Source organism: Gordonia sputi NBRC 100414, assembly GCF_000248055.1.
Classification (GTDB): Bacteria; Actinomycetota; Actinomycetes; order Mycobacteriales; family Mycobacteriaceae; genus Gordonia; species Gordonia sputi.
This window is the reverse complement of sequence record NZ_BAFC01000083.1, coordinates 114,991-133,983: the sequence shown is the minus strand read 5'-3', so window position 1 is coordinate 133,983 and position 18,993 is coordinate 114,991. Positions and strand designations below refer to the sequence as shown.

Below are 18,993 nucleotides of genomic sequence, written 5' to 3'. Positions count from 1 at the left end.
GTGGTGCGGGGCATTACTGCATTTAGAAGCATTTACAGTTCACTCACGCGGGAGCTCCGGGTCGCTGCGGATTCCGCACCAGGACCCCGCAGGGCATAGATTGAGAGTCATGAACGATCGCGATCGGGGACAGGACAGACGAGGCCGCGGGCGTGGGGCGGACAGTCGCGGACGAGGGCCTGACGGGCGAGGACGCGCGTCGGATCGACGCGGTTCGGATCGGCGGGGCTCGGAAGGTCGGCCGGCGGGTCCGCCGTTGCCCGACGACGTCGTGGCGTCGGATCTCGACCAAGAAGTCCGTCGGGATCTGCTGACGCTGGACAAGGCGAACGCAGATCGGGTGGCGCGTCACCTGGTGATGGTCGCTCAACTGCTCGATTCCGATCCGGAGTTGGCGCTTGCTCACGCACGTGCAGCGCGGGAACGCGCCTCCAGGGTCGGATTGGTCCGTGAAACCGCAGGAATAGCGGCGTACAACGCAGGTGAGTGGCAAGAAGCTCTGACCGAGTTGCGTGCCGCACGCAGAATCAACGGCGGTACATCGTTGCTGCCGTTGATCGCCGACGCGGAGCGCGGACTCGGCCGCCCAGAACGTGCCATCGAAATCGCTCGTAGTGAAGAGGGGCGCTCGCTCACCGGCGACGAGGCGACAGAAATGCACATCGTCGAGGCAGGCGCTCGCATCGATGCCGGCGAACCCGCGAAAGCACTCGTGACGCTTCAGGCGGAAGATCTCGCACCAGGTCGGACGGGCACGATGGCCGCACGGCTGTTCTACGCCTATGCATCCGCACTGTTGGCCGCTGACCGTCGCGATGATGCGGTGACCTGGTACATGAACGCCGCGGCCGCAGACGTCGACGATGCCACCGATGCGGAGTTCCGCCTGATGGAGCTCTCGGAGGACATGAGTCCCGACACCGCATCGGAAGACGAACATTCCGATGGGGGAGATGTCGTCGACGTTGTCGGTGCCCCCGAAGACACCGAAGAGATCGACGACACCGAAGAGACCGACACCGTGGTGACCGATCACAGCGACGACACAGTGGTTCCGGCCGCTGGTGGTGCAGACGCCGCGTCGGTGAACGAGCAGGTCGATGACGCAGTAGATGATGCTGCCCGGTCGGAGACCTCCAGCGCGCCTGCGGAAGCCGCAACCACGTCGGCTACAGAACCATCCGATCAGGAATCTGCTCCCTCGAGCACGGCTTCGACGGCTACAACTCCTGTGCAAGCTCCTGAACCGTCGACGCAAGCTCCTGAACCGTCGACGCCGGTGGCGGAGCGTTCGGCACCAGTTGCCGAGCCTTCTACGCCGAGCGCGGCTTCCGTTGAACAGGCTGACATCGCCACGACGTCGAAACCAGCAGCGTCGAACGCATCCTCGCCGGAGCCGCAGGCTCCGCCGGAAGGGTCGCTGGCCGATCACTACGAGGCGTTGCTCCTCGATCTCGACGGCACCGTGTTCGCAGGCAAGGAGCCGACCCATGGAGCGCGAGGAACCCTCGACGCTCTCGACCTTCCCCAGATCTTCGTCACCAATAACGCGAGCCGACGTCCGAATGAGGTTGCAGCACATCTCGCTTCGATGGGTTTCTCGGCGACCGAGGATCAGGTTGTGACAAGCGCCCAGACTGCGGCTCGTCTGCTTTCCGAACATGTGCAGCCAGGCTCGCGTGCGCTCGTGCTCGGTACGGACGGACTGGCGCAGGAGGTGCGCGAGGTCGGAGTCGGAGTCGCGAGGAGCGCCGACGACCGTCCAGCCGCCGTGATCCAGGGATTCTCGCCGGATACGAACTGGTCGACGCTGTCGGAGGCCGCTCTCGCGATCCGCGCGGGTGCGCTGTGGATTGCCACCAACACGGACGCGACGTTGCCCTCCGAGCGTGGACTGCTTGTCGGGAACGGGTCACTGGTCGCCGCTGTCGCCAACGCGACCGGCGCCGAACCTCTCGTCGCGGGTAAGCCTGCTGCACCGCTGATGGCGGATGCGATGAAGCGTAGCGGAGTCACCAATTCGCTGGTCGTCGGCGATCGACTCGACACGGACATCCAGGGAGCGCATTCGGTGGGCCTCGACAGCGCGCTCGTCCTGACAGGTGTCAGCACTCCGAAGGATCTGCTACTTGCGCCACCCGAGCAGCGACCCTCACACGTGATCGAAGATCTGACGGGCCTGCTGGACGACGAGTCGTCGGTCCGAATCGGAGTCCAGCCGGACTGGAGCGTCACGGTGTCCGGTTCGACCGTCACGGTGACTGCCACCGGGGAGCAGCCCGCGCACGCCGCGCTTCTGCCTGCACTCGCGAACACCGCGTGGGCACTGATCGACGGCCGCGACGTCGACGCCGAGGCGGTGGATCCATCAGATGTCACGATCACGAGCGACGATCCGAATGTTCGAGCGCAGATCGACAAGCTCGGCGTCGGTGACCTGCGCTAGCGTGGTCGTGTCATGAACAACCAGCAACCGCGCCCCGTTCCCGGTGCACATCTGCGGCCCGGGTCGCAGATGGCCGCACCCTCCGACGTTGCGTCCGAGCCACAGATACCGGTCGCGGAGTCGGTCCAGTCGTTGCTCGACGAGGTCGACCACATTCGCGAGCAGGCAGGCGAGACCTTCGATCTCGCGGCGCTCGCGCGGCAGACCGAACTGCTGGAGAAGGCTCATGACGTGCTCACCGCAGCGTTGGCCGAGGTCGATCCCCGATGACAGCCAACCTGTCGAGGATCATCAACCTGTTCGGGGCCCACTGAGTGGCTACGCGCGCAAGGCTCGACGCCGAGCTCGTCCGCCGGAAGTTGGCGCGCTCGCGAGAGCAGGCTCGTGAGCTGATCGAGGCGGGGCAGGTCACCGTGAATGGGGTGCTCGCCGCGAAACCCGCCACCAATGTGTCGCGCGACACCCCCATCCTCGTCTCCGACGACGGTCCCCGCGACGACTGGGCGTCACGGGGTGCGCACAAACTGCTCGGTGCACTCGAACGATTCGAGCCGCAGGGTTTGAGTATCGCCGACAAGCGCTGTCTCGACGCGGGGGCGTCGACCGGAGGGTTCACGGACGTTCTGCTTCGACGTGGAGCGGCCGAGGTCGTAGCGGTGGATGTCGGCTACGGGCAGCTCGTCTGGCGGCTCCAGTCCGACGATCGTGTCGATGTGCACGACCGTACCAACGTTCGTCACCTGAACGCCGACGACATCGGGGGCCCCGTCGACATCGTCGTAGCCGACCTCTCGTTCATCTCGCTGTCGCTGGTCTTGCCGGCCTTCGCGGCGAGTGTCCGGCCTGGCGCCGACCTCTTGCCCATGGTCAAACCGCAGTTCGAGGTCGGTAAGGACCGGGTGGGCTCCGGTGGCGTAGTGCGCGACCCCGAGTTGCGTGCCGAGGCGGTGTACCACGTCGCGCGGGACGCAGCGAAGCTCGGGCTGATCACCAGGGACGTCGTGGCGAGCCCGCTGCCGGGGCCGTCGGGCAACGTCGAGTATTTCTTGTGGCTGACATACCGTCCCACTGACCACCACGCACGGGCCGACGTTCCCTCGAGCGATACTCTCGGGGAGACTGGTGGCGGCGCAGACGATGTCGCCGACATTGCGGATGATGCGCAGCTGCGGGGGATGATCCACCGTGCCGTCGACGAGGGACCTCGCTGAGTGTGCCTGCAGATCGGGAATGGTGAAAGGAACTCGGGAACTGTGAAAGGAACAGGGTGATCGACGAATCAGTGGTCGCCGTGTCCGGTCAGCGCGAGTTCATGGTGGTGGCGCACACCGGACGTGCCGTGGTGACCCGTACGGTCGAATCGATCGCACGCCACTGCGCAGCCGCGGGCGTCGGCCTACGCATCATCGACCACGACCTCACTGCCGATAACCCCGCAACGCAGGACGACGTCGACCTCCGTGGACGAGACGATCGAGCAGGTCCCGACGACGCGAGCGACGACGATCCCGCCGACCGCGATCACGGCCCCAGGCGGCCTCCGAGCCACCCGCTCGACATCGACGGACTCCGCGAACTCGGTGCAGACGTCACCGTCGCGATGGGCGACCCGGAATCGGCCGTGGGGTGCGAGGTGGTGATCGTGCTCGGGGGCGACGGAACATTCCTACGCGCAGCAGAACTCGCCTATCCGGCGGGTGTTCCGGTGCTCGGAATCAACCTCGGACACATCGGTTTTCTCGCCGAAGCCGAGGCCAATCGCATCGACGACGTGATGGCCCAGCTGATCTCGCGTGATTACCGCGTCGAACCGCGCATGACCCTCGACATCTCGATCAGCCATCCGACCAAACCGGACGAGGTGCGCCGTAGCTGGGCACTCAACGAGGTCGCCATCCTCAACCGAACCAATAACGGCGTCCTCGAGTTGGTGACCGAAGTAGACGGTCGGCCGGTGTCCGCGTTCGGAGCCGACGGTGTGCTCGTGTCGACACCGACAGGATCGACTGCCTACGCCTTTTCCGCCGGCGGGCCCGTGATGTGGCCCGACCTCGAAGCGATCCTGATCGTTCCGAGCAATGCGCATGCGCTGTTCGCCCGGCCGATGGTGACCAGCCCTCGGTCGCGGATCGCGGTGGAGATCGACAAGCACGGACGGTCGGCGATCGCCCTGTGCGACGGTCGACGCCAGATCTTCGTCCCTGCTGGCGGACGCGTCGAAGTGGTCCGCAGCGACCGATCGGTGCTGTGGGTGCGCATCGATTCCGATCCGTTCGCCGACCGGCTCGTGACGAAATTCGACCTGCCGGTGACCGGTTGGCGCGGGCGGCAGGGTGAGGGGAACTAGTGCTCGAAGAGCTGTCGATCTCCGGCCTCGGCGTCATCGATCAGGCCTCCGCACAATTCAGTCCCGGTTTCACCGTGTTGACGGGCGAGACCGGTGCAGGCAAGACGATGATCGTGACCAGTCTGCGCCTGCTCTCAGGGGCGCGTGCCGACGCCGGGCGAGTGCGTTCGGGAAGCCAGAAGGCCACCGTCGAAGGGCGGTTCCGACTCGCTGATTCCGCCGACGCCGCCACGCGAGCCGCCGTCGCCGACATCGTCGAGTCCGCTGGTGCAGAATTCGATGACGACGGCTCGGTCATCGTGGTCCGCACCGTCGGCTCCGACGGTCGTTCGCGCGCGCACCTCGGCGGGCGGTCGGTGCCGGTCGGTGTGATGGGCAGGTTCACGGGTGCACTGCTGACGATTCACGGCCAGAACGACCAACTGCGTCTCCTCCGCCCTGACCATCAGCGTGACGCCCTCGACAGTTTTGCCGGAGACAAGGCGGCCGCCGCGCTGAAGCGGTATCGCTCAGCGCGCGAGAGCTGGGTCGCGGTTCTCGACGAACTCGACGCGCGACGCGCCAACCATCGTGAACTCGCGCAGGAGGCCGACCGACTGCGCTTCGGCATCGACGAGATCGCCGCTGTCGACCCGCAGCCGGGAGAAGATGACGCGCTCGCCGACACCATTCGCCGACTTTCCGATCTCGAGTCGATCCGCTCGGCGGCTGCGGGATCGCACGACGTCGTCGCGGGCGACAACAGCTCACTCGTCGACGGTCTCGGGCAGGTCCGCTCGCTCCTGGAGTCTGCGGCCGACGCGCAACTACGGACCCTGGCCGGTCGCGTGTCGGAGACACTGACCGTCGTCACGGATATAGGCGACGAGTTGTCGTCCTTTCTGTCCGGATTACCCAGCGACGCAGACGAACTCGAGAAGCTGCTCGCCCGCCAGGGCGAGCTGAAGGCTCTGGTGCGCAAGTACGCACCCGACATCGACGGCGTCATCGCGTGGCGTGAGACCGCGGAACGTCGGCTCTCCGAGATCGACGACCCGCAGGGCTCGATCGACGAGCTCGAGGTGGCGGCCGCATCGGCACGCACCGACGTGGAGTCGGCGGCGTCGACGCTGCGAACCATCCGTCGTAAGGCGGCCACGTCCATGTCGAGCAAGGTGTCGGCCGAGCTGGCCGGCCTTGCCATGGGCGACGCCGCACTGTCGGTGAGTGTCATCCCCGACGCCGCGGCGCCCGAGGATCGGCTGACGATCACGGTCGACGGTGCGGCCGCGCATGCAGGTGGCGATGGCGCCGACCGTGTCGAGTTCGCGCTCGTCGCGCACGCCGGAGCCGATCCGTTGCCGATCGCGAAATCGGCGTCCGGCGGCGAACTCTCACGACTGATGCTGGCGCTCGAAGTGGTTCTGGCAGAGCCGACGTCGGGATCGGTCATGGTCTTCGACGAGGTCGACGCCGGTGTCGGTGGACGGGCAGCGGTGGAGATCGGGCGCAGGCTCGCGGGGCTCGCACGGGCACACCAGGTCATCGTCGTCACCCATCTCCCGCAGGTCGCGGCCTTCGCCGACAACCACCTGGTGATCGGGAAGACCTCGAAATCCGGCGATCGTGCGCAGACCAGCACCCTGAGGCCACTCGACCGTGACGCGCGCATCGCCGAATTGGCGCGGATGCTCGCAGGACTCGGCGAATCCGACACGGGCCGGGCGCATGCGGAGGAACTACTGGCCACCGCCGACAGCGAGAAGGCGCACGCCGTCGGATCGTCGGCAGACGAGGCGACGAGCGCAGCGACGAAAGCAAGGAGCACTCGCACGAAGCGCTGAAACAGCTGATACTCGTGTGACAAAAGTTGCCCATGTTGCGGCGCGCCTCCCCGAGGCTGCGCGGCGCACGGTCAATCATGTGGTGCATGAAGATGCCCGCACTGCTCGCACGTAACTCCGAAGAACTGCCTGGCGTGTCCGGTATCGCCAGGATCGACAAGAACACCCGCCGCCTCATCGATCGAGTCGGACCGGGTGACATAGCCATCCTCGACGAGGTCGACCTCGACCGCGTCACCGCCGACGCACTGGTCGAGGCCAATGTCGTCGCCGTCGTCAATGCGTCCCGCTCCATCAGCGGGCGCTACCCAAACCTCGGACCGGAGGTGCTTGTCGGCTCTGGGATCGTCCTCGTCGACGAGGTCGGACCCGAGGTGTTCAAGCGAGTCAAGGACGGCGCGAAACTCCGGGTCGACGACGGCAAGGTGTTCGTCGGTGAGCGACGCCTCGCGCGCGGCACCACGCTCGACGAGCACGAGATCGCCGACATGATGATCGAGGCCAAGACGGGGCTCGTCGATCACCTGGAAGCCTTCTCCGGCAACACGATCGAGTTCATTCGGAGCGAGTCCCCACTGCTGATCGACGGCGTCGGCGTGCCCGACATCGACGCCTCGCTGGTCGGCAAGCACGTCGTGATCGTGGGCGACGGTCCCGACCGTGCCGCCGATCTGCGCGCGCTCAAGCCGTTCATCAAGGAGTACTCACCGGTGATCATCGGTGTCGGTGCCGGCGCGGACACGCTGACGAAGGCCGGGTACAAGCCCTCGCTGATCGTCGGCGATCCGGAGGAGATGAAGATTGCGACGCTGAAATGCGGTGCGCAACTGGTGCTTCCGGCAGACACCGACGGCCATGCCTCGGGGCTCGAGCGAATCCAGGACCTCGGAATCGGGGCGACCACGTTCCCCGCTGCCGGCGCGGCGTCGGATCTCGCTCTGCTGCTCGCCGACTACCACGGTGCCGACCTCATCGTCACCGTTGGCTATGGCGGCACCCTCGACGACTTCTTCGATCGCTCGCGGCGCGAGAGCAATCCGTCGACCTTCCTCACCCGGATGAAGGTCGGACCCAAGCTGGTCGACGCGAAAGCCGTTGCGACGCTGTACCGGAGCCGCGTGTCGGGAGCCGCCGTGGCCTTCGTGGTGCTCGCTGCGCTGATCGCGGTGATCGCCGCGGTGATGTTGTCGAGCGCGGGCGGCGAAGTGACCGATTGGGTTGTCGCACAGTGGCATCAGCTCGTCGAGTGGGCCCGCGGGGTCTGGAACAGGTAGGCAATGATTTCGGTTCGGCAGCATGCGATCTCGCTCGCCGCGGTGTTTTTGGCACTGGCGGTGGGCCTGTTCATCGGCTCCGGTTTCGTCGGCGACAGAATGAACTCGTTGACCGGCACCAGTCGCGATCGCATCGGGGCGTTGCAGGACGAGCGTGATCAACTCAACGATCAGCTCAACAGCGCCAACAGTTTTGACACCGCGATCACCGGACGGGTGATCGACGGAACGCTGCGCGGGCAGTCGGTCTTGGTGGTGACCGCGCCGGGCGCGGTCGACGCCGACGTCGCTGCCGTCAAGGACGCGATCGCCGGCGCGGGCGCCAAGGTGTCGGGTCAGATCGCGTTGACGCCGCAGTTCGTCGCTGATCAGAAATCCGAGCAACTCTCGACGATCATCGACCAGACGATTCCTCCGGGGTCGACGCTGCGCGCCGAACTGGTCGATTCCGGTGGCCGCACGGGCGACCTGCTCGGCGCTCTGACGCTCGACCGAGGTGGGAAGGGTGCCGCGTCGGCCGACGACAGGCGCACCGGACTGCAGGCACTACGCGACGGCGGGTTCATCGACTACGACGGGGCGGGCTCGACACCTGCCGATCTCGCCGTCGTGGTGACAGGCGGTGGCTACCCCAAGGATTCCGGAGCGCAGGGACAACTCGTCGCCCGCTTCTCCGCAGCACTCTCGGGGCGCGGCGATGGGGGAGCGCTACTCGGTCGGACGGGTTCGACCGCTGGTGGCTCGCCGATTGCCGTCGTTCGCTCGGACCCCGGTCTGGGCAACGCCGTCTCGACCGTCGACAACGTCGATCAGCAGACCGGGCGCATCACGTCGATCCTGGTCCTGCAGGAGGAGAAGGGCGGACGGACCGGCGCCTACGGCACCGGCGCGGGTGCCAAGGCGATCACGGTCGGGGCCACCGACCGACCGTCGACCTGACTGATGGCGGCCCGGGCAGGGCTGTCCGAGAGGACTTCCGAGAGGACTTCCAAGAGGACGACTCCAGCCCGGCCGGCCGGAGAGATCAGGACGCGGATCACACCTCCCGCGAGCACGCTTCCGGTGTGGCGGAGCGGAGAACCGCCGATGGGTGTTACCCTGGAGTCCCGTAGGTCAACAGGTTTTCCGGCCTGATCCAGCCGACGGGAGAGACGGGTTTTGCGACCACTTCGCCACGTGCATGAAGGCACGAAGCACATATTCGTTACGGGCGGCGTCGCATCGTCGCTCGGAAAAGGTCTGACGGCGTCGAGCCTCGGCCAACTACTCACAGCGCGCGGTCTGCGCGTGACCATGCAGAAGCTGGATCCGTATCTGAACGTCGATCCAGGCACGATGAATCCGTTCCAGCACGGTGAGGTCTTCGTCACCGAGGATGGCGCCGAAACCGACCTCGACGTCGGACACTATGAGCGCTTCCTCGACCGCAATCTCTCGCAGTCGGCGAATGTCACCACCGGACAGGTGTATTCGACAGTCATCGCCAAGGAGCGACGCGGCGAGTACCTTGGCGAGACCGTCCAGGTCATCCCGCACATCACCGACGAGCTGAAATCGCGGGTGCTCGCGATGCGTGCGCCCGGTGACGACGGTGAGCCACCAGACGTGGTCATCACAGAGATCGGTGGAACCGTCGGCGACATCGAGTCGCTCCCGTTCATCGAAGCCGCTCGCCAGATCCGACACGACGTCGGCCGCGACAACGTCTTCTTCATCCACGTCTCGCTGGTGCCCTATCTCGCGCCGTCGGGCGAGCTGAAGACCAAACCGACCCAGCACTCGGTCGCCGCGCTGCGCAACGTCGGAATCCAGCCCGACGCGCTGATCCTGCGGTGCGATCGCGACGTCCCCGAGGGACTCAAGAAGAAGATCGCGCTGATGTGCGACGTCGACATCGACGGCGTCATCTCCACGCCCGACGCCCCGTCGATCTACGACATCCCGAAGGTGCTGCACTCCGAGCAACTCGACGCCTATGTCGTGCGCAAGCTCGGGTTGCCGTTCCGCGATGTCGACTGGACTGTGTGGGGCGAACTGCTCAACCGCGTGCACGAGCCGCGTGAGACCGTGCGAATCGCGTTGGTGGGCAAGTACGTCGACCTGCCCGACGCGTATCTGTCGGTGACCGAGGCGATCCGCGCGGGCGGATTCGCGTGGCGCGCCAAGACCGAGATCAAGTGGGTTCCGTCCGACGAATGCGCCACCGAAGCGGGTGCGCAGGCAGCGCTCGGAGACGTCGACGGCGTGTTGGTCCCCGGTGGCTTCGGCATCCGGGGGATCGAGGGCAAGCTCGGCGCGATCCGGTACGCGCGGCGTCGAGGCATTCCCCTACTCGGCCTGTGCCTCGGTCTGCAGTGCATCGTGATCGAGGCTGCGCGTTCAGTGGGCCTCGAGGACGCGAGCTCGACGGAATTCGATCCCGACACCCCGTTCCCCGTCATCTCGACGATGGCCGACCAGACCGAGATCGTTGCCGGAGAAGCCGATCTCGGCGGCACGATGCGGCTCGGTGCCTACCCGGCGACGCTCAAGCCCGACAGCATCGTCGCCGAGTCGTACGGCTCGACAGAGGTGTCCGAGCGGCATCGGCACCGCTTCGAGGTCAACAACTCCTACCGCGACAAGATCGCGGCGTCGGGGCTCGTGTTCTCCGGTACCTCGCCAGATGGCCACCTCGTCGAGTTCGTCGAGTACCCCACGTCGATTCATCCGTTCCTGGTGGGCACCCAGGCTCACCCCGAACTCAAGAGCCGGCCGACGCGGCCCCATCCGCTGTTCCGTTCGTTCATCGACGCTTCGTTGAAATACAAAGCAGCAGAACGGCTTCCGGTGGACCTGGGCGACTACGATCCACCGCCCGCGGCTGCGGTCGAGGACGACGTCACCGTCGAGGTCGAGGAACAGGACGCTTGAGCGAGAGCACCGGACCCGGCGCCCACGTCTTCGCGGTGAAGTCGAGCGAAGTGGTCTACGACGGAGCGATCCTCGCGCTTCGCCTCGATCAGGTCGAGATGCCGGGCGGTCGGGTCGCCGAACGCGAAGTCGTCGAGCATTTCGGTGCCGTTGCCGTCGTCGCGCGCGATGAGGACGGCAGGATCGCGATGGTGCGTCAGTACCGGCATCCTGTCGGCCGCAGGCTGTTGGAGATTCCCGCGGGGCTGCTCGACAAGGGCGGTGTGGAGCAGCCGCTCGCCGCCGCACAGCGCGAACTCGCGGAGGAAACCGACCTGCGGGCGCAACGCTGGCAGGTTCTGGTCGACCTCGACCTCTCGCCTGGGTTCACCGACGAAGCGCTGCGCGTCTACCTCGCCGAAGAACTGTCTCAGCACCACGTGGCCGAACGCGAGGACGAAGAGGCCGACATGTCGTTGGAGTGGGTCGCACTCGACGATGCCGTGGCGATGGTGCTGTCGGGCGAGATCGTGAACGCGACCGCGGCATCGGGGATTCTCGCGCTCGACGCCGCGGACCGCACCGGGACGCCGTTACGGACGCCGGATTCGCCGTGGCGCGATAAGCCCCACGCCTTCGCCGATCGCAAGGCGGGTAAGGCGTCGACGTGACCACCACCGGGACGCGAGTCGACGACGTGGTGTCGAGGTACCTCGACCACCTCACCGTCGAACGCGGCATGGCGCCCAACACGCTTGCGTCCTACGGCCGTGACCTCGACCGCTACCGTCGCTATCTCACCGGGCGGGGGATCGTCGATCTCGCGGAGGTCACCGAGAACGACGTGCGCGAGTTCCTCGTCGATCTGCGACGCGGCGACGAGGAAGCCGGGACAACACCCCTCGCCGACAGCTCGGTGGCACGAACCCTGGTGGCCACCAGAGGTTTTCACAAGTTCGCCGCTGCCGAAGGTGTCGTGCCCGCCGACGTCGCGCACGGGGTGCGGCCACCGCGTCCGGCGCGACGCCTCCCCAAGGCGTTGCCCGTCGACGACGTCGTCGCGATCCTGGAGGAAGCGGGTGCGGGCGACCATCCGCGCGCGCTGCGCGACCGCGCGCTTCTCGAACTGCTCTACAGCTGCGGAGCACGAATCACCGAGGCGACGTCGCTCGACGTCGACGACCTCGACACCGATGCTCGCACCGCCCTGCTGCGAGGCAAGGGCGGAAAGGAACGTCTCGTGCCCGTCGGCGGACCCGCCGTCGGCGCTATCGAGGCGTACCTGGTGCGTGGCAGGCCCGCTCTGGTGACACGCTCGACGCCCGCGTTGTTCCTCAACGCGCGTGGCGGCAGGCTCACTCGTCAGGGCGCGTGGCAGGTGCTCGCCGACACTGCCGAGCGGGCCGGAATCGGTACGGCCGTCTCACCGCACACCCTCCGGCACTCATTCGCGACGCACCTCCTCGATGGCGGCGCCGATGTGCGAGTGGTCCAGGAGTTGCTCGGGCACGCCTCGGTGACGACGACGCAGGTCTACACCCTCGTCACCGTCAACACGATGCGTGAGGTGTACGCCACGGCCCATCCGAGAGCGCGCTGAGCATCGTCGAAAGGGCCGTGCGGCGATGCTCCACGGCTTCAGTGCAGTGAACCATTAGGCTGACAAGCGGCGTCGATACGTGATCAGTGAGAAAGGCGGGTACGTGAGCACACCGAGTACACCGCGGTCGGGAGGTCATACCGACGATCAGTACCGCCTTCATGTGACGTCCGGCATCGACATCGACGAGGGCGATCATCCCGACGACGAGATCGGCCCCACCGGGCGTCCCTACCGCGACGTTCCGACGCCTGCGCCCCTCGACCGACACGGACCGGCGACCGTCATCGCCGTGTGCAATCAGAAGGGCGGCGTCGGCAAGACGACGTCGACGATCAACCTGGGTGCCGCGCTCGCCGAGTACGGGCGACGCGTACTGCTTGTCGACCTCGATCCGCAGGGTGCGTTGTCCGCGGGTCTCGGCGTGCCGCATCACCAACTCGACGAGACCGTCTACAACCTGCTGGTCCCGCCGCACGCGTCGATCGAGGATGTGCTGATGCGTACGCGCGTCGAGAACCTCGACCTTCTGCCGTCGAACATCGATCTGTCTGCCGCCGAGATCCAACTCGTCAGCGAAGTCGGACGCGAACAAGCCCTCGGCCGGGCGCTGCATCCCGTTCTCGACCGCTACGACGTCGTTCTGATCGATTGCCAGCCATCGCTCGGGTTGCTCACCGTGAACGCCCTTGCCTGCGCCGACACAGTGATCATCCCGATGGAGTGCGAGTACTTCAGTCTGCGCGGTCTGGCGCTGCTCACCGACACGATCGAGAAGGTGCGCGACCGACTCAACTTCCGTCTCACCCTCGGCGGCATCCTCGTCACGATGTTCGACGCCCGAACCCTGCACTCGCGTGAGGTGATGGCTCGCGTCGTCGAGGTCTTCGGCGACGCCGTGTACGACACCGTCATCGCTCGTACCGTTCGCTTCCCGGAGACCAGCGTCGCGGGCGAACCGATCACGTCGTGGGCGCCGAAGTCCGCGGGCGCCAAGGCATATCGCGCGTTGGCGCGCGAGGTCATCGCGCGCAACGTCAAGCAGGCATGACCGAGACCGGCACCGTCGAGGCCGACGCCGCTGAGGTTGGCAACTCGGAGGTCGGCACGACCGACGTCGAGGCCCCAGAGGCAGGCACCACAGAGGCAGGCACTGTAGAGGCAGGGGCGACGGCGGGCGAGGAGCAGGGCTTTCGGGTCAAGCTCGCCAACTTCGAGGGTCCGTTCGATCTGCTGCTGAACCTCATCAGCCAGCACCGTCTCGACGTCACAGAGGTCGCGCTGCATGCGGTGACCGACGAATTCATCGCGTACACGCGGGAGATGGGTTCAGAGCTAGGACTCGAGCAGACCACCGAGTTCCTGGTCATCGCAGCGACACTGCTCGACCTCAAGGCGGCGAGGTTGTTGCCGACCGGAGAGGTCGACGACCCGGAGGATCTCGCGCTGCTCGAAGCACGTGACCTGCTCTTCGCGCGACTCCTGCAATACCGCGCGTACAAGCAGGTGGCCGCGCTGTTCGGCGAACTCGAAGCCGCGGCGCTGCAGCGCTATCCGCGCGCGGTGTCGTTGGAGCAGCAGTTCACCGATCTGCTTCCCGAGGTGACGCTCGGCGTCGATGCGAACGGATTCGCCGAGGTCGCCGTCGCGGCGTTGACACCACGTCCTATCCCGACGGTCGGTTTCGATCACCTTCACGACATGCACAAGGTGTCGGTGCCCGGGCAGGCGCGACGCATGGCCGCGCTGCTGGCCGCCAGCCCTGGCGAGTGGATGACGTTCCGCGCGCTCGTCGCCGATTGCGAGAACGGACTCGAGGTCGTCGGCAGCTTCCTCGGACTGCTCGAACTCTTCCGTGAGCGTGCGGTCACCTTCGAGCAGCCCGAGGCACTCGAAGAACTCCAGGTGTCGTGGACGGGCGAGCGCGACCGCGACGAACTACGCATGGAGAAAGCGGAGGACTACGAATGACCGACTTCGACGCGGGTCCAGACGATCCAGGCGCCGACTCGTCCGAGAGCGTTTCGCCCGAGCAGACGGCGCTCGATGTCGGCGACGTGGTCGACGAGGCAGACTCCGAACCAGTTCTCGACGACGCGCGCCTGCGTGCGGCGCTCGAAGCCGTGCTGCTCGTCGTCGACACGCCGGTGACCGCCGACGAACTCGCCTCGGCGGTCGGCGACAATCGCGCACGCGTGCATTCGACGCTCACCCAGATGGCGGCTGACCTGACCGAAGCGCGCAGCGGCATCGACCTTCGATTCGCCGGTGATGGTTGGCGGTTCTATACACGAGCCGAGTATGCGCCGTACGTCGAGCGTCTCCTCCTCGACGGGGCGCGTTCGAAACTGACCCGAGCAGCCTTGGAGACGCTCGCCGTCATCGCGTATCGACAGCCCGTGAGCAGGGCGCGCGTCAGCGCGATCCGAGGTGTGAACGTCGACGGCGTCGTCCGCACACTCGTCGCCCGAGGACTCATCAACGAGGTCGGGTCCGATACCGCGTCGGGTGCCACGACCTACGGGACAACCGAGCTGTTCCTCGAGCGTCTGGGGCTCGCGTCGTTGAGTGAACTACCCGATTTGGCCCCGCTGCTGCCCGACGTCGACCTCATTGACGACCTCGACGAAGAGCTCCTGTCTGACCCGCGATTCGCCAAACTGAGTAGTGGGCGTTCAGACTCAAAGGGAGACGACACACCCGACGCCTCGTCGGGAACCACAATCGACGACCAGGAATGACATATGGCATCCGCTAGCCGTGACGGCACACCGGGCGACCGCAGGAAGAACAATGCGGGTCGCACCAACCGAAAGAACACCTCCAACGACAACCCGCGCGGGCAACGCTCCGCAGGCGGGTCGGCCGGACGCGGCGCGTCAGGCAAATCCGCGAGCGGTCGCAGCATCCCCGCGGGCGGTAAGGGACATGCGCATAAGGGCCAGCAGCCCAGCACCAAGAAGCGGCACCGCAAAGGCCGTTCGACGCCCGACGTCGAGGCAGGGCGCATCAGGCTGAACAACGCGCGACCAGCCCGTCACCAGGGCGGCTCCGACGAGAGTGGCCACGCAACCTATGTCGACGACGGCGTACGACTCCAGAAGATTCTCGCACAGGCCGGCGTCGCGTCGCGTCGCGGCGCGGAGGAGATGATCGCCGCCGGTCGCGTCGAGGTCGACGGCGAGGTCGTGACCGAGCAGGGGCTGCGCATCGACCCCGACACCGCGGTCATTCGCGTCGACGGTGCCCGCGTCATCATCGACGAGACCAAGCAGTACCTCGCGCTGAACAAGCCCAAGGGCTGGCAGTCGACGATGGCCGACGACCAAGGCCGCCCGTGCGTCGGCGACATCGTCGCCGAACGCGTCATGGCGGGTCAGCGCCTCTTCCACGTCGGCCGACTCGACGCAGAGACCGAGGGTTTGTTGCTGCTGACCAACGACGGCGAGCTCGCCCATCGGCTGATGCACCCGTCCTACGAGGTCCCCAAGACCTACCTCGCGACGGTCAAGGGCGAGGTTCCTCGTGGACTCTCGCGCGCGCTGCGCGACGGCGTCGAACTCGACGACGGCCCGGTGTCTGTCGACGGATTCACCGTGATGGACGTCAACGAGGGACAGTCGCTGGTGCGAATCACTCTGCACGAGGGCCGAAATCGGATCGTGCGTCGACTCATGGAATCCGTCGGATTCCCGGTGACCTCGTTGGTGCGCACCCACATCGGCAACGTGGCGCTCGGCGAGCAGCGTCCAGGAACGCTGCGAGTGCTCGGTCGCGACGAGGTCGGTGCGCTGTACAAGGCGGTGGGGATGTGAGCGAGTCCGTCACGTCATCGCGCGTGATCGCGATCGACGGACCCGCGGGGACTGGAAAGTCCACTGTCTCAAAGCTTCTCGCGCAGCGGGTCGGTGCGCACTACCTCGACACCGGGGCCATGTACCGTGCCGCGACGCTCGCCGTGCAGCGGGCAGGTGTCTCGCCTGATGCTCCCGACGCGATCGCCACGGTCGTCGCAGACGCGCGGATCGAACTGCGTGCAGACGGATCGGGTGGATCCCGGGTGTTCCTCGACGGTGAGGACGTGTCGGCGCCGATTCGCACCGACGAGGTGACCAACGCGGTCTCCGCGGTCTCTGCGGTACCCGCCGTGCGGTCGAAGATGGTTGCGCTGCAACGGCTTCACGCCGTCGACGATTTCGTCGTCGTCGAGGGCCGAGACATCGGGACCGTCGTCTTTCCCGACGCGCAGGTCAAGATCTATCTCACCGCGACGCCCGAGGCGCGAGCACTACGACGACATCGGCAGAACCTTGCCGCCGGTCGTGACAGCGATTTCGAGCAGGTTCTCGACAGTGTGAACCGCCGTGATCATCTCGACTCGACGCGCACCGTATCGCCGCTGCGACCAGCAGACGACGCGGTCATCGTCGACACCAGCGACCTGTCACTCGAGCAGGTTCTCGACGAACTCGCCGGACTGGTCCAGACACGAACCGGAGGTGCCGTGTGACCGAGCACGATGACTTCATCACTACCGACGTAACCGCCCAACCAGGCGACGGGATCTGGTCGGACGAAACCGATTGGGAACTCAGCGAATTCGACCTCGGCGAGGAAGGTGGCGAACCCGAGCGCCTCCCCGTCGTCGCGATCGTCGGCCGTCCCAACGTGGGCAAATCGACGTTGGTCAACCGCATCCTCGGCCGCCGTGAGGCCGTCGTCGAAGACATCCCCGGCGTCACCCGCGACCGTGTGTCGTATTCGGCGTCGTGGTCGGGACACCGATTCACCGTCGTCGATACGGGCGGTTGGGAACCCGACGCCAAGGGCCTGCAACAGGCCGTCGCGAAACAGGCCGAATCGGCGATGGAAACCGCCGACGTCATCGTGGTCGTCGTCGACGCCACGGTCGGCGCCACCGCGACAGACGAGGCCGTTGCGCGCGTGCTTCGACGGTCCAAGACGCCGGTCATCCTCGTCGCCAACAAGGTCGACAGCGAGAAGCTCGAGGCCGAGGCTGCATCACTCTGGTCGCTGGGACTCGGTGAACCACATACGGTTTCCGCTGCGCACGGCAGGGGAGCGGGTGATCTCCTCGACGTGATCCTGGAGAAGATGCCCGAGACCCCGCGGGATGCTGCGCCTGCGTTCGGCGGTCCCCGTCGCGTGGCGCTCGTCGGTAAGCCCAACGTCGGGAAGAGCTCGCTGCTCAACAAGCTCGCGGGTTCCGACCGTTCGGTCGTCGACAATGTCGCGGGCACCACCGTCGACCCCGTCGACGAGCTTGTCGAACTCGACGGACGGCCGTGGCTGTTCGTCGACACCGCGGGCTTGCGCCGCAAGGTGCACACCGCCAGCGGGCACGAGTACTACGCGTCGCTGCGCACGAGGTCGGCGCTTGAGGCCGCCGAGGTCGCGATCCTGCTGATCGACGCTTCGGAACCGATCACCGAGCAGGATCTACGTGTGCTGTCGCTGATCATCGAGACCGGACGTGCCTTGGTGATCGCGTTCAACAAGTGGGATCTGGTCGACGAGGATCGTCGCTACCAGCTCGACAAGGAGATCGACCGCGAGCTCGCGCGCGTGCCGTGGGCACGGCGTGTGAACATCTCGGCGATGACCGGACGCGCGGTCCAAAAGCTGGTGCCTGCTCTCGAAGGTGCGCTGGAGTCGTGGGACAAGCGCATCTCCACCGGCCAGCTCAACAACTGGCTCAAAGACGTCATCGCGTCGAATCCGCCTCCGCTGCGCGGAGGACGGCAGCCGCGCGTGATGTTCGCGACCCAGGCATCGGTGCGACCGCCGACGTTCGTGCTATTCACGACCGGATTCCTGGAGGCGGGCTACCGCCGTTTCCTGGAGCGTCGCCTCCGCGAGGAATTCAACTTCGACGGCTCGCCGGTCCGGATCAACGTGCGCGTGCGCGACAAGCGGGACCGCCGGAAGCGTTGACCGCCCCAGACGGCGAGTCCCGCCCGAAGTCGTGACATACTCCCATGCGTGCTTATCTTGGCGATCATCGTATTCGGGATGGTTATCGGCGCCCTCGCGCAGCTGATCATCGGTGGCAAGAACATGTGGAACATCGACTGGACCTTGGCCATCGTCGCGGGCATGGTCGGCTCCTTTGTCGGCGGACTGTTGATCAGCCTGCTCTCGGGTGACGGACTGTCGTTGCGTCCGAGCGGGATCATCGGATCGTTGGTCGGCGCACTCATCGTGACCGGTGGCTGGATCTGGTACCGGAAGCGCTCCACGGTCTCTTAGCAGAACCGTCGGCGCGGCCGTGACCAGGCGATTAGCCTCCAACGGGCGCCGTCGGCTAATGTTGTCGAGGCCCTCGCGAGAGGGCAACGGGCTGTGGCGCAGTTTGGTAGCGCACTTGACTGGGGGTCAAGTGGTCGCAGGTTCAAATCCTGTCAGCCCGACGTAAAACCCAGGTGAGAGAGTCTCTCGCCTGGGTTTTTTTGTATTCAGACGTGGACCCCTCTGGTCCGCGGTCCGGTCGAGCCCCGCACTCGTCAGTGCGCATCGTCCTACTCCGCTGCCGCAAGAGCTGATGGCCCGGTGAGTGCGCGTACCCAGCCTGCATTTGAGGTCAGTTTCCG

Annotated in this window: 17 protein-coding genes and 1 tRNA gene; all 18 read left to right on the top strand. The window is 66.2% G+C overall.

Features of this window, described 5'->3' with window-relative positions; genetic code table 11:
* Nucleotides 1-109: 109 nt before the first annotated feature.
* The 18 genes from GOSPT_RS14100 (at nt 110) to GOSPT_RS14015 (ending at nt 18,813) form a co-directional block, all read left to right on the top strand.
* Nucleotides 110-2,446: an HAD-IIA family hydrolase gene (locus tag GOSPT_RS14100; RefSeq protein ID WP_051993901.1), complete on the top strand. Its 2,337-nt coding sequence runs from the start codon at nt 110-112 to the stop codon at nt 2,444-2,446.
* Nucleotides 2,447-2,458: 12 nt separating this feature from the next.
* Nucleotides 2,459-2,716, top strand: coding sequence for a hypothetical protein (locus GOSPT_RS14095; RefSeq protein ID WP_005206985.1), 258 nt, complete (start codon nt 2,459-2,461; stop codon nt 2,714-2,716).
* 44 nt (nt 2,717-2,760) lie between these two features.
* Nucleotides 2,761-3,657 carry a TlyA family RNA methyltransferase gene (locus GOSPT_RS14090; protein WP_005206983.1) on the top strand — a complete coding sequence of 299 codons (897 nt, stop codon included), beginning with the start codon at nt 2,761-2,763 and terminating at the stop codon, nt 3,655-3,657.
* 56 nt (nt 3,658-3,713) lie between these two features.
* Nucleotides 3,714-4,793 carry an NAD kinase gene (locus tag GOSPT_RS14085; protein WP_005206981.1) on the top strand — a complete coding sequence of 360 codons (1,080 nt, stop codon included), beginning with the start codon at nt 3,714-3,716 and terminating at the stop codon, nt 4,791-4,793.
* On the top strand, nt 4,793-6,616 hold the full coding sequence (gene recN, locus GOSPT_RS14080; protein ID WP_005206979.1) for a DNA repair protein RecN: 1,824 nt from the start codon (nt 4,793-4,795) through the stop codon (nt 6,614-6,616). Before GOSPT_RS14085 ends, recN begins: the two co-directional genes overlap by 1 nt.
* A 92-nt stretch (nt 6,617-6,708) precedes the next feature.
* Entirely contained in the window at nt 6,709-7,890 is a 1,182-nt protein-coding gene (steA, locus tag GOSPT_RS14075) for a putative cytokinetic ring protein SteA (protein ID WP_005206971.1), read from the top strand.
* A 3-nt stretch (nt 7,891-7,893) separates the two neighbouring features.
* Nucleotides 7,894-8,829 carry a copper transporter gene (locus tag GOSPT_RS14070; protein ID WP_005206970.1) on the top strand — a complete coding sequence of 312 codons (936 nt, stop codon included), beginning with the start codon at nt 7,894-7,896 and terminating at the stop codon, nt 8,827-8,829.
* A 219-nt stretch (nt 8,830-9,048) separates the two neighbouring features.
* The gene (gene pyrG / locus GOSPT_RS14065; RefSeq protein ID WP_005206969.1) at nt 9,049-10,803 is read left to right on the top strand and encodes a CTP synthase; all 1,755 of its coding nucleotides are present in this window, start codon (nt 9,049-9,051) and stop codon (nt 10,801-10,803) included.
* Nucleotides 10,800-11,453: an NUDIX domain-containing protein gene (locus GOSPT_RS14060; RefSeq protein WP_005206968.1), complete on the top strand. Its 654-nt coding sequence runs from the start codon at nt 10,800-10,802 to the stop codon at nt 11,451-11,453. The genes pyrG and GOSPT_RS14060 overlap by 4 nt, the downstream gene beginning before the upstream one ends.
* The gene (gene xerD, locus GOSPT_RS14055; RefSeq protein WP_005206967.1) at nt 11,450-12,382 is read left to right on the top strand and encodes a site-specific tyrosine recombinase XerD; all 933 of its coding nucleotides are present in this window, start codon (nt 11,450-11,452) and stop codon (nt 12,380-12,382) included. The genes GOSPT_RS14060 and xerD overlap by 4 nt, the downstream gene beginning before the upstream one ends.
* Before the next feature lie 103 nt (nt 12,383-12,485).
* A complete protein-coding gene (locus tag GOSPT_RS14050) occupies nt 12,486-13,433 on the top strand; it encodes a ParA family protein (protein WP_039856066.1) in 948 nt (315 codons plus the stop codon).
* The gene (locus GOSPT_RS14045) at nt 13,430-14,353 is read left to right on the top strand and encodes a segregation and condensation protein A (RefSeq protein ID WP_005206963.1); all 924 of its coding nucleotides are present in this window, start codon (nt 13,430-13,432) and stop codon (nt 14,351-14,353) included. Before GOSPT_RS14050 ends, GOSPT_RS14045 begins: the two co-directional genes overlap by 4 nt.
* A complete protein-coding gene (gene scpB, locus GOSPT_RS14040; RefSeq protein WP_005206961.1) occupies nt 14,350-15,123 on the top strand; it encodes an SMC-Scp complex subunit ScpB in 774 nt (257 codons plus the stop codon). The genes GOSPT_RS14045 and scpB overlap by 4 nt, the downstream gene beginning before the upstream one ends.
* 3 nt (nt 15,124-15,126) lie before the next feature.
* Entirely contained in the window at nt 15,127-16,197 is a 1,071-nt protein-coding gene (locus GOSPT_RS14035) for a pseudouridine synthase (protein ID WP_005206960.1), read from the top strand.
* Nucleotides 16,194-16,892 (top strand): (d)CMP kinase, encoded by a 699-nt coding sequence (gene cmk, locus GOSPT_RS14030; protein ID WP_005206959.1) that lies wholly within the window; start codon nt 16,194-16,196, stop codon nt 16,890-16,892. The genes GOSPT_RS14035 and cmk overlap by 4 nt, the downstream gene beginning before the upstream one ends.
* Entirely contained in the window at nt 16,889-18,337 is a 1,449-nt protein-coding gene (gene der, locus GOSPT_RS14025) for a ribosome biogenesis GTPase Der (RefSeq protein ID WP_005206958.1), read from the top strand. Before cmk ends, der begins: the two co-directional genes overlap by 4 nt.
* Before the next feature lie 48 nt (nt 18,338-18,385).
* Nucleotides 18,386-18,652, top strand: a complete 267-nt coding sequence (locus GOSPT_RS14020) for a GlsB/YeaQ/YmgE family stress response membrane protein (protein WP_005206956.1) — start codon at nt 18,386-18,388, stop codon at nt 18,650-18,652.
* Between the two features lie 87 nt (nt 18,653-18,739).
* Nucleotides 18,740-18,813 (top strand) — tRNA-Pro (locus GOSPT_RS14015).
* Nucleotides 18,814-18,993 lie beyond the last annotated feature (180 nt).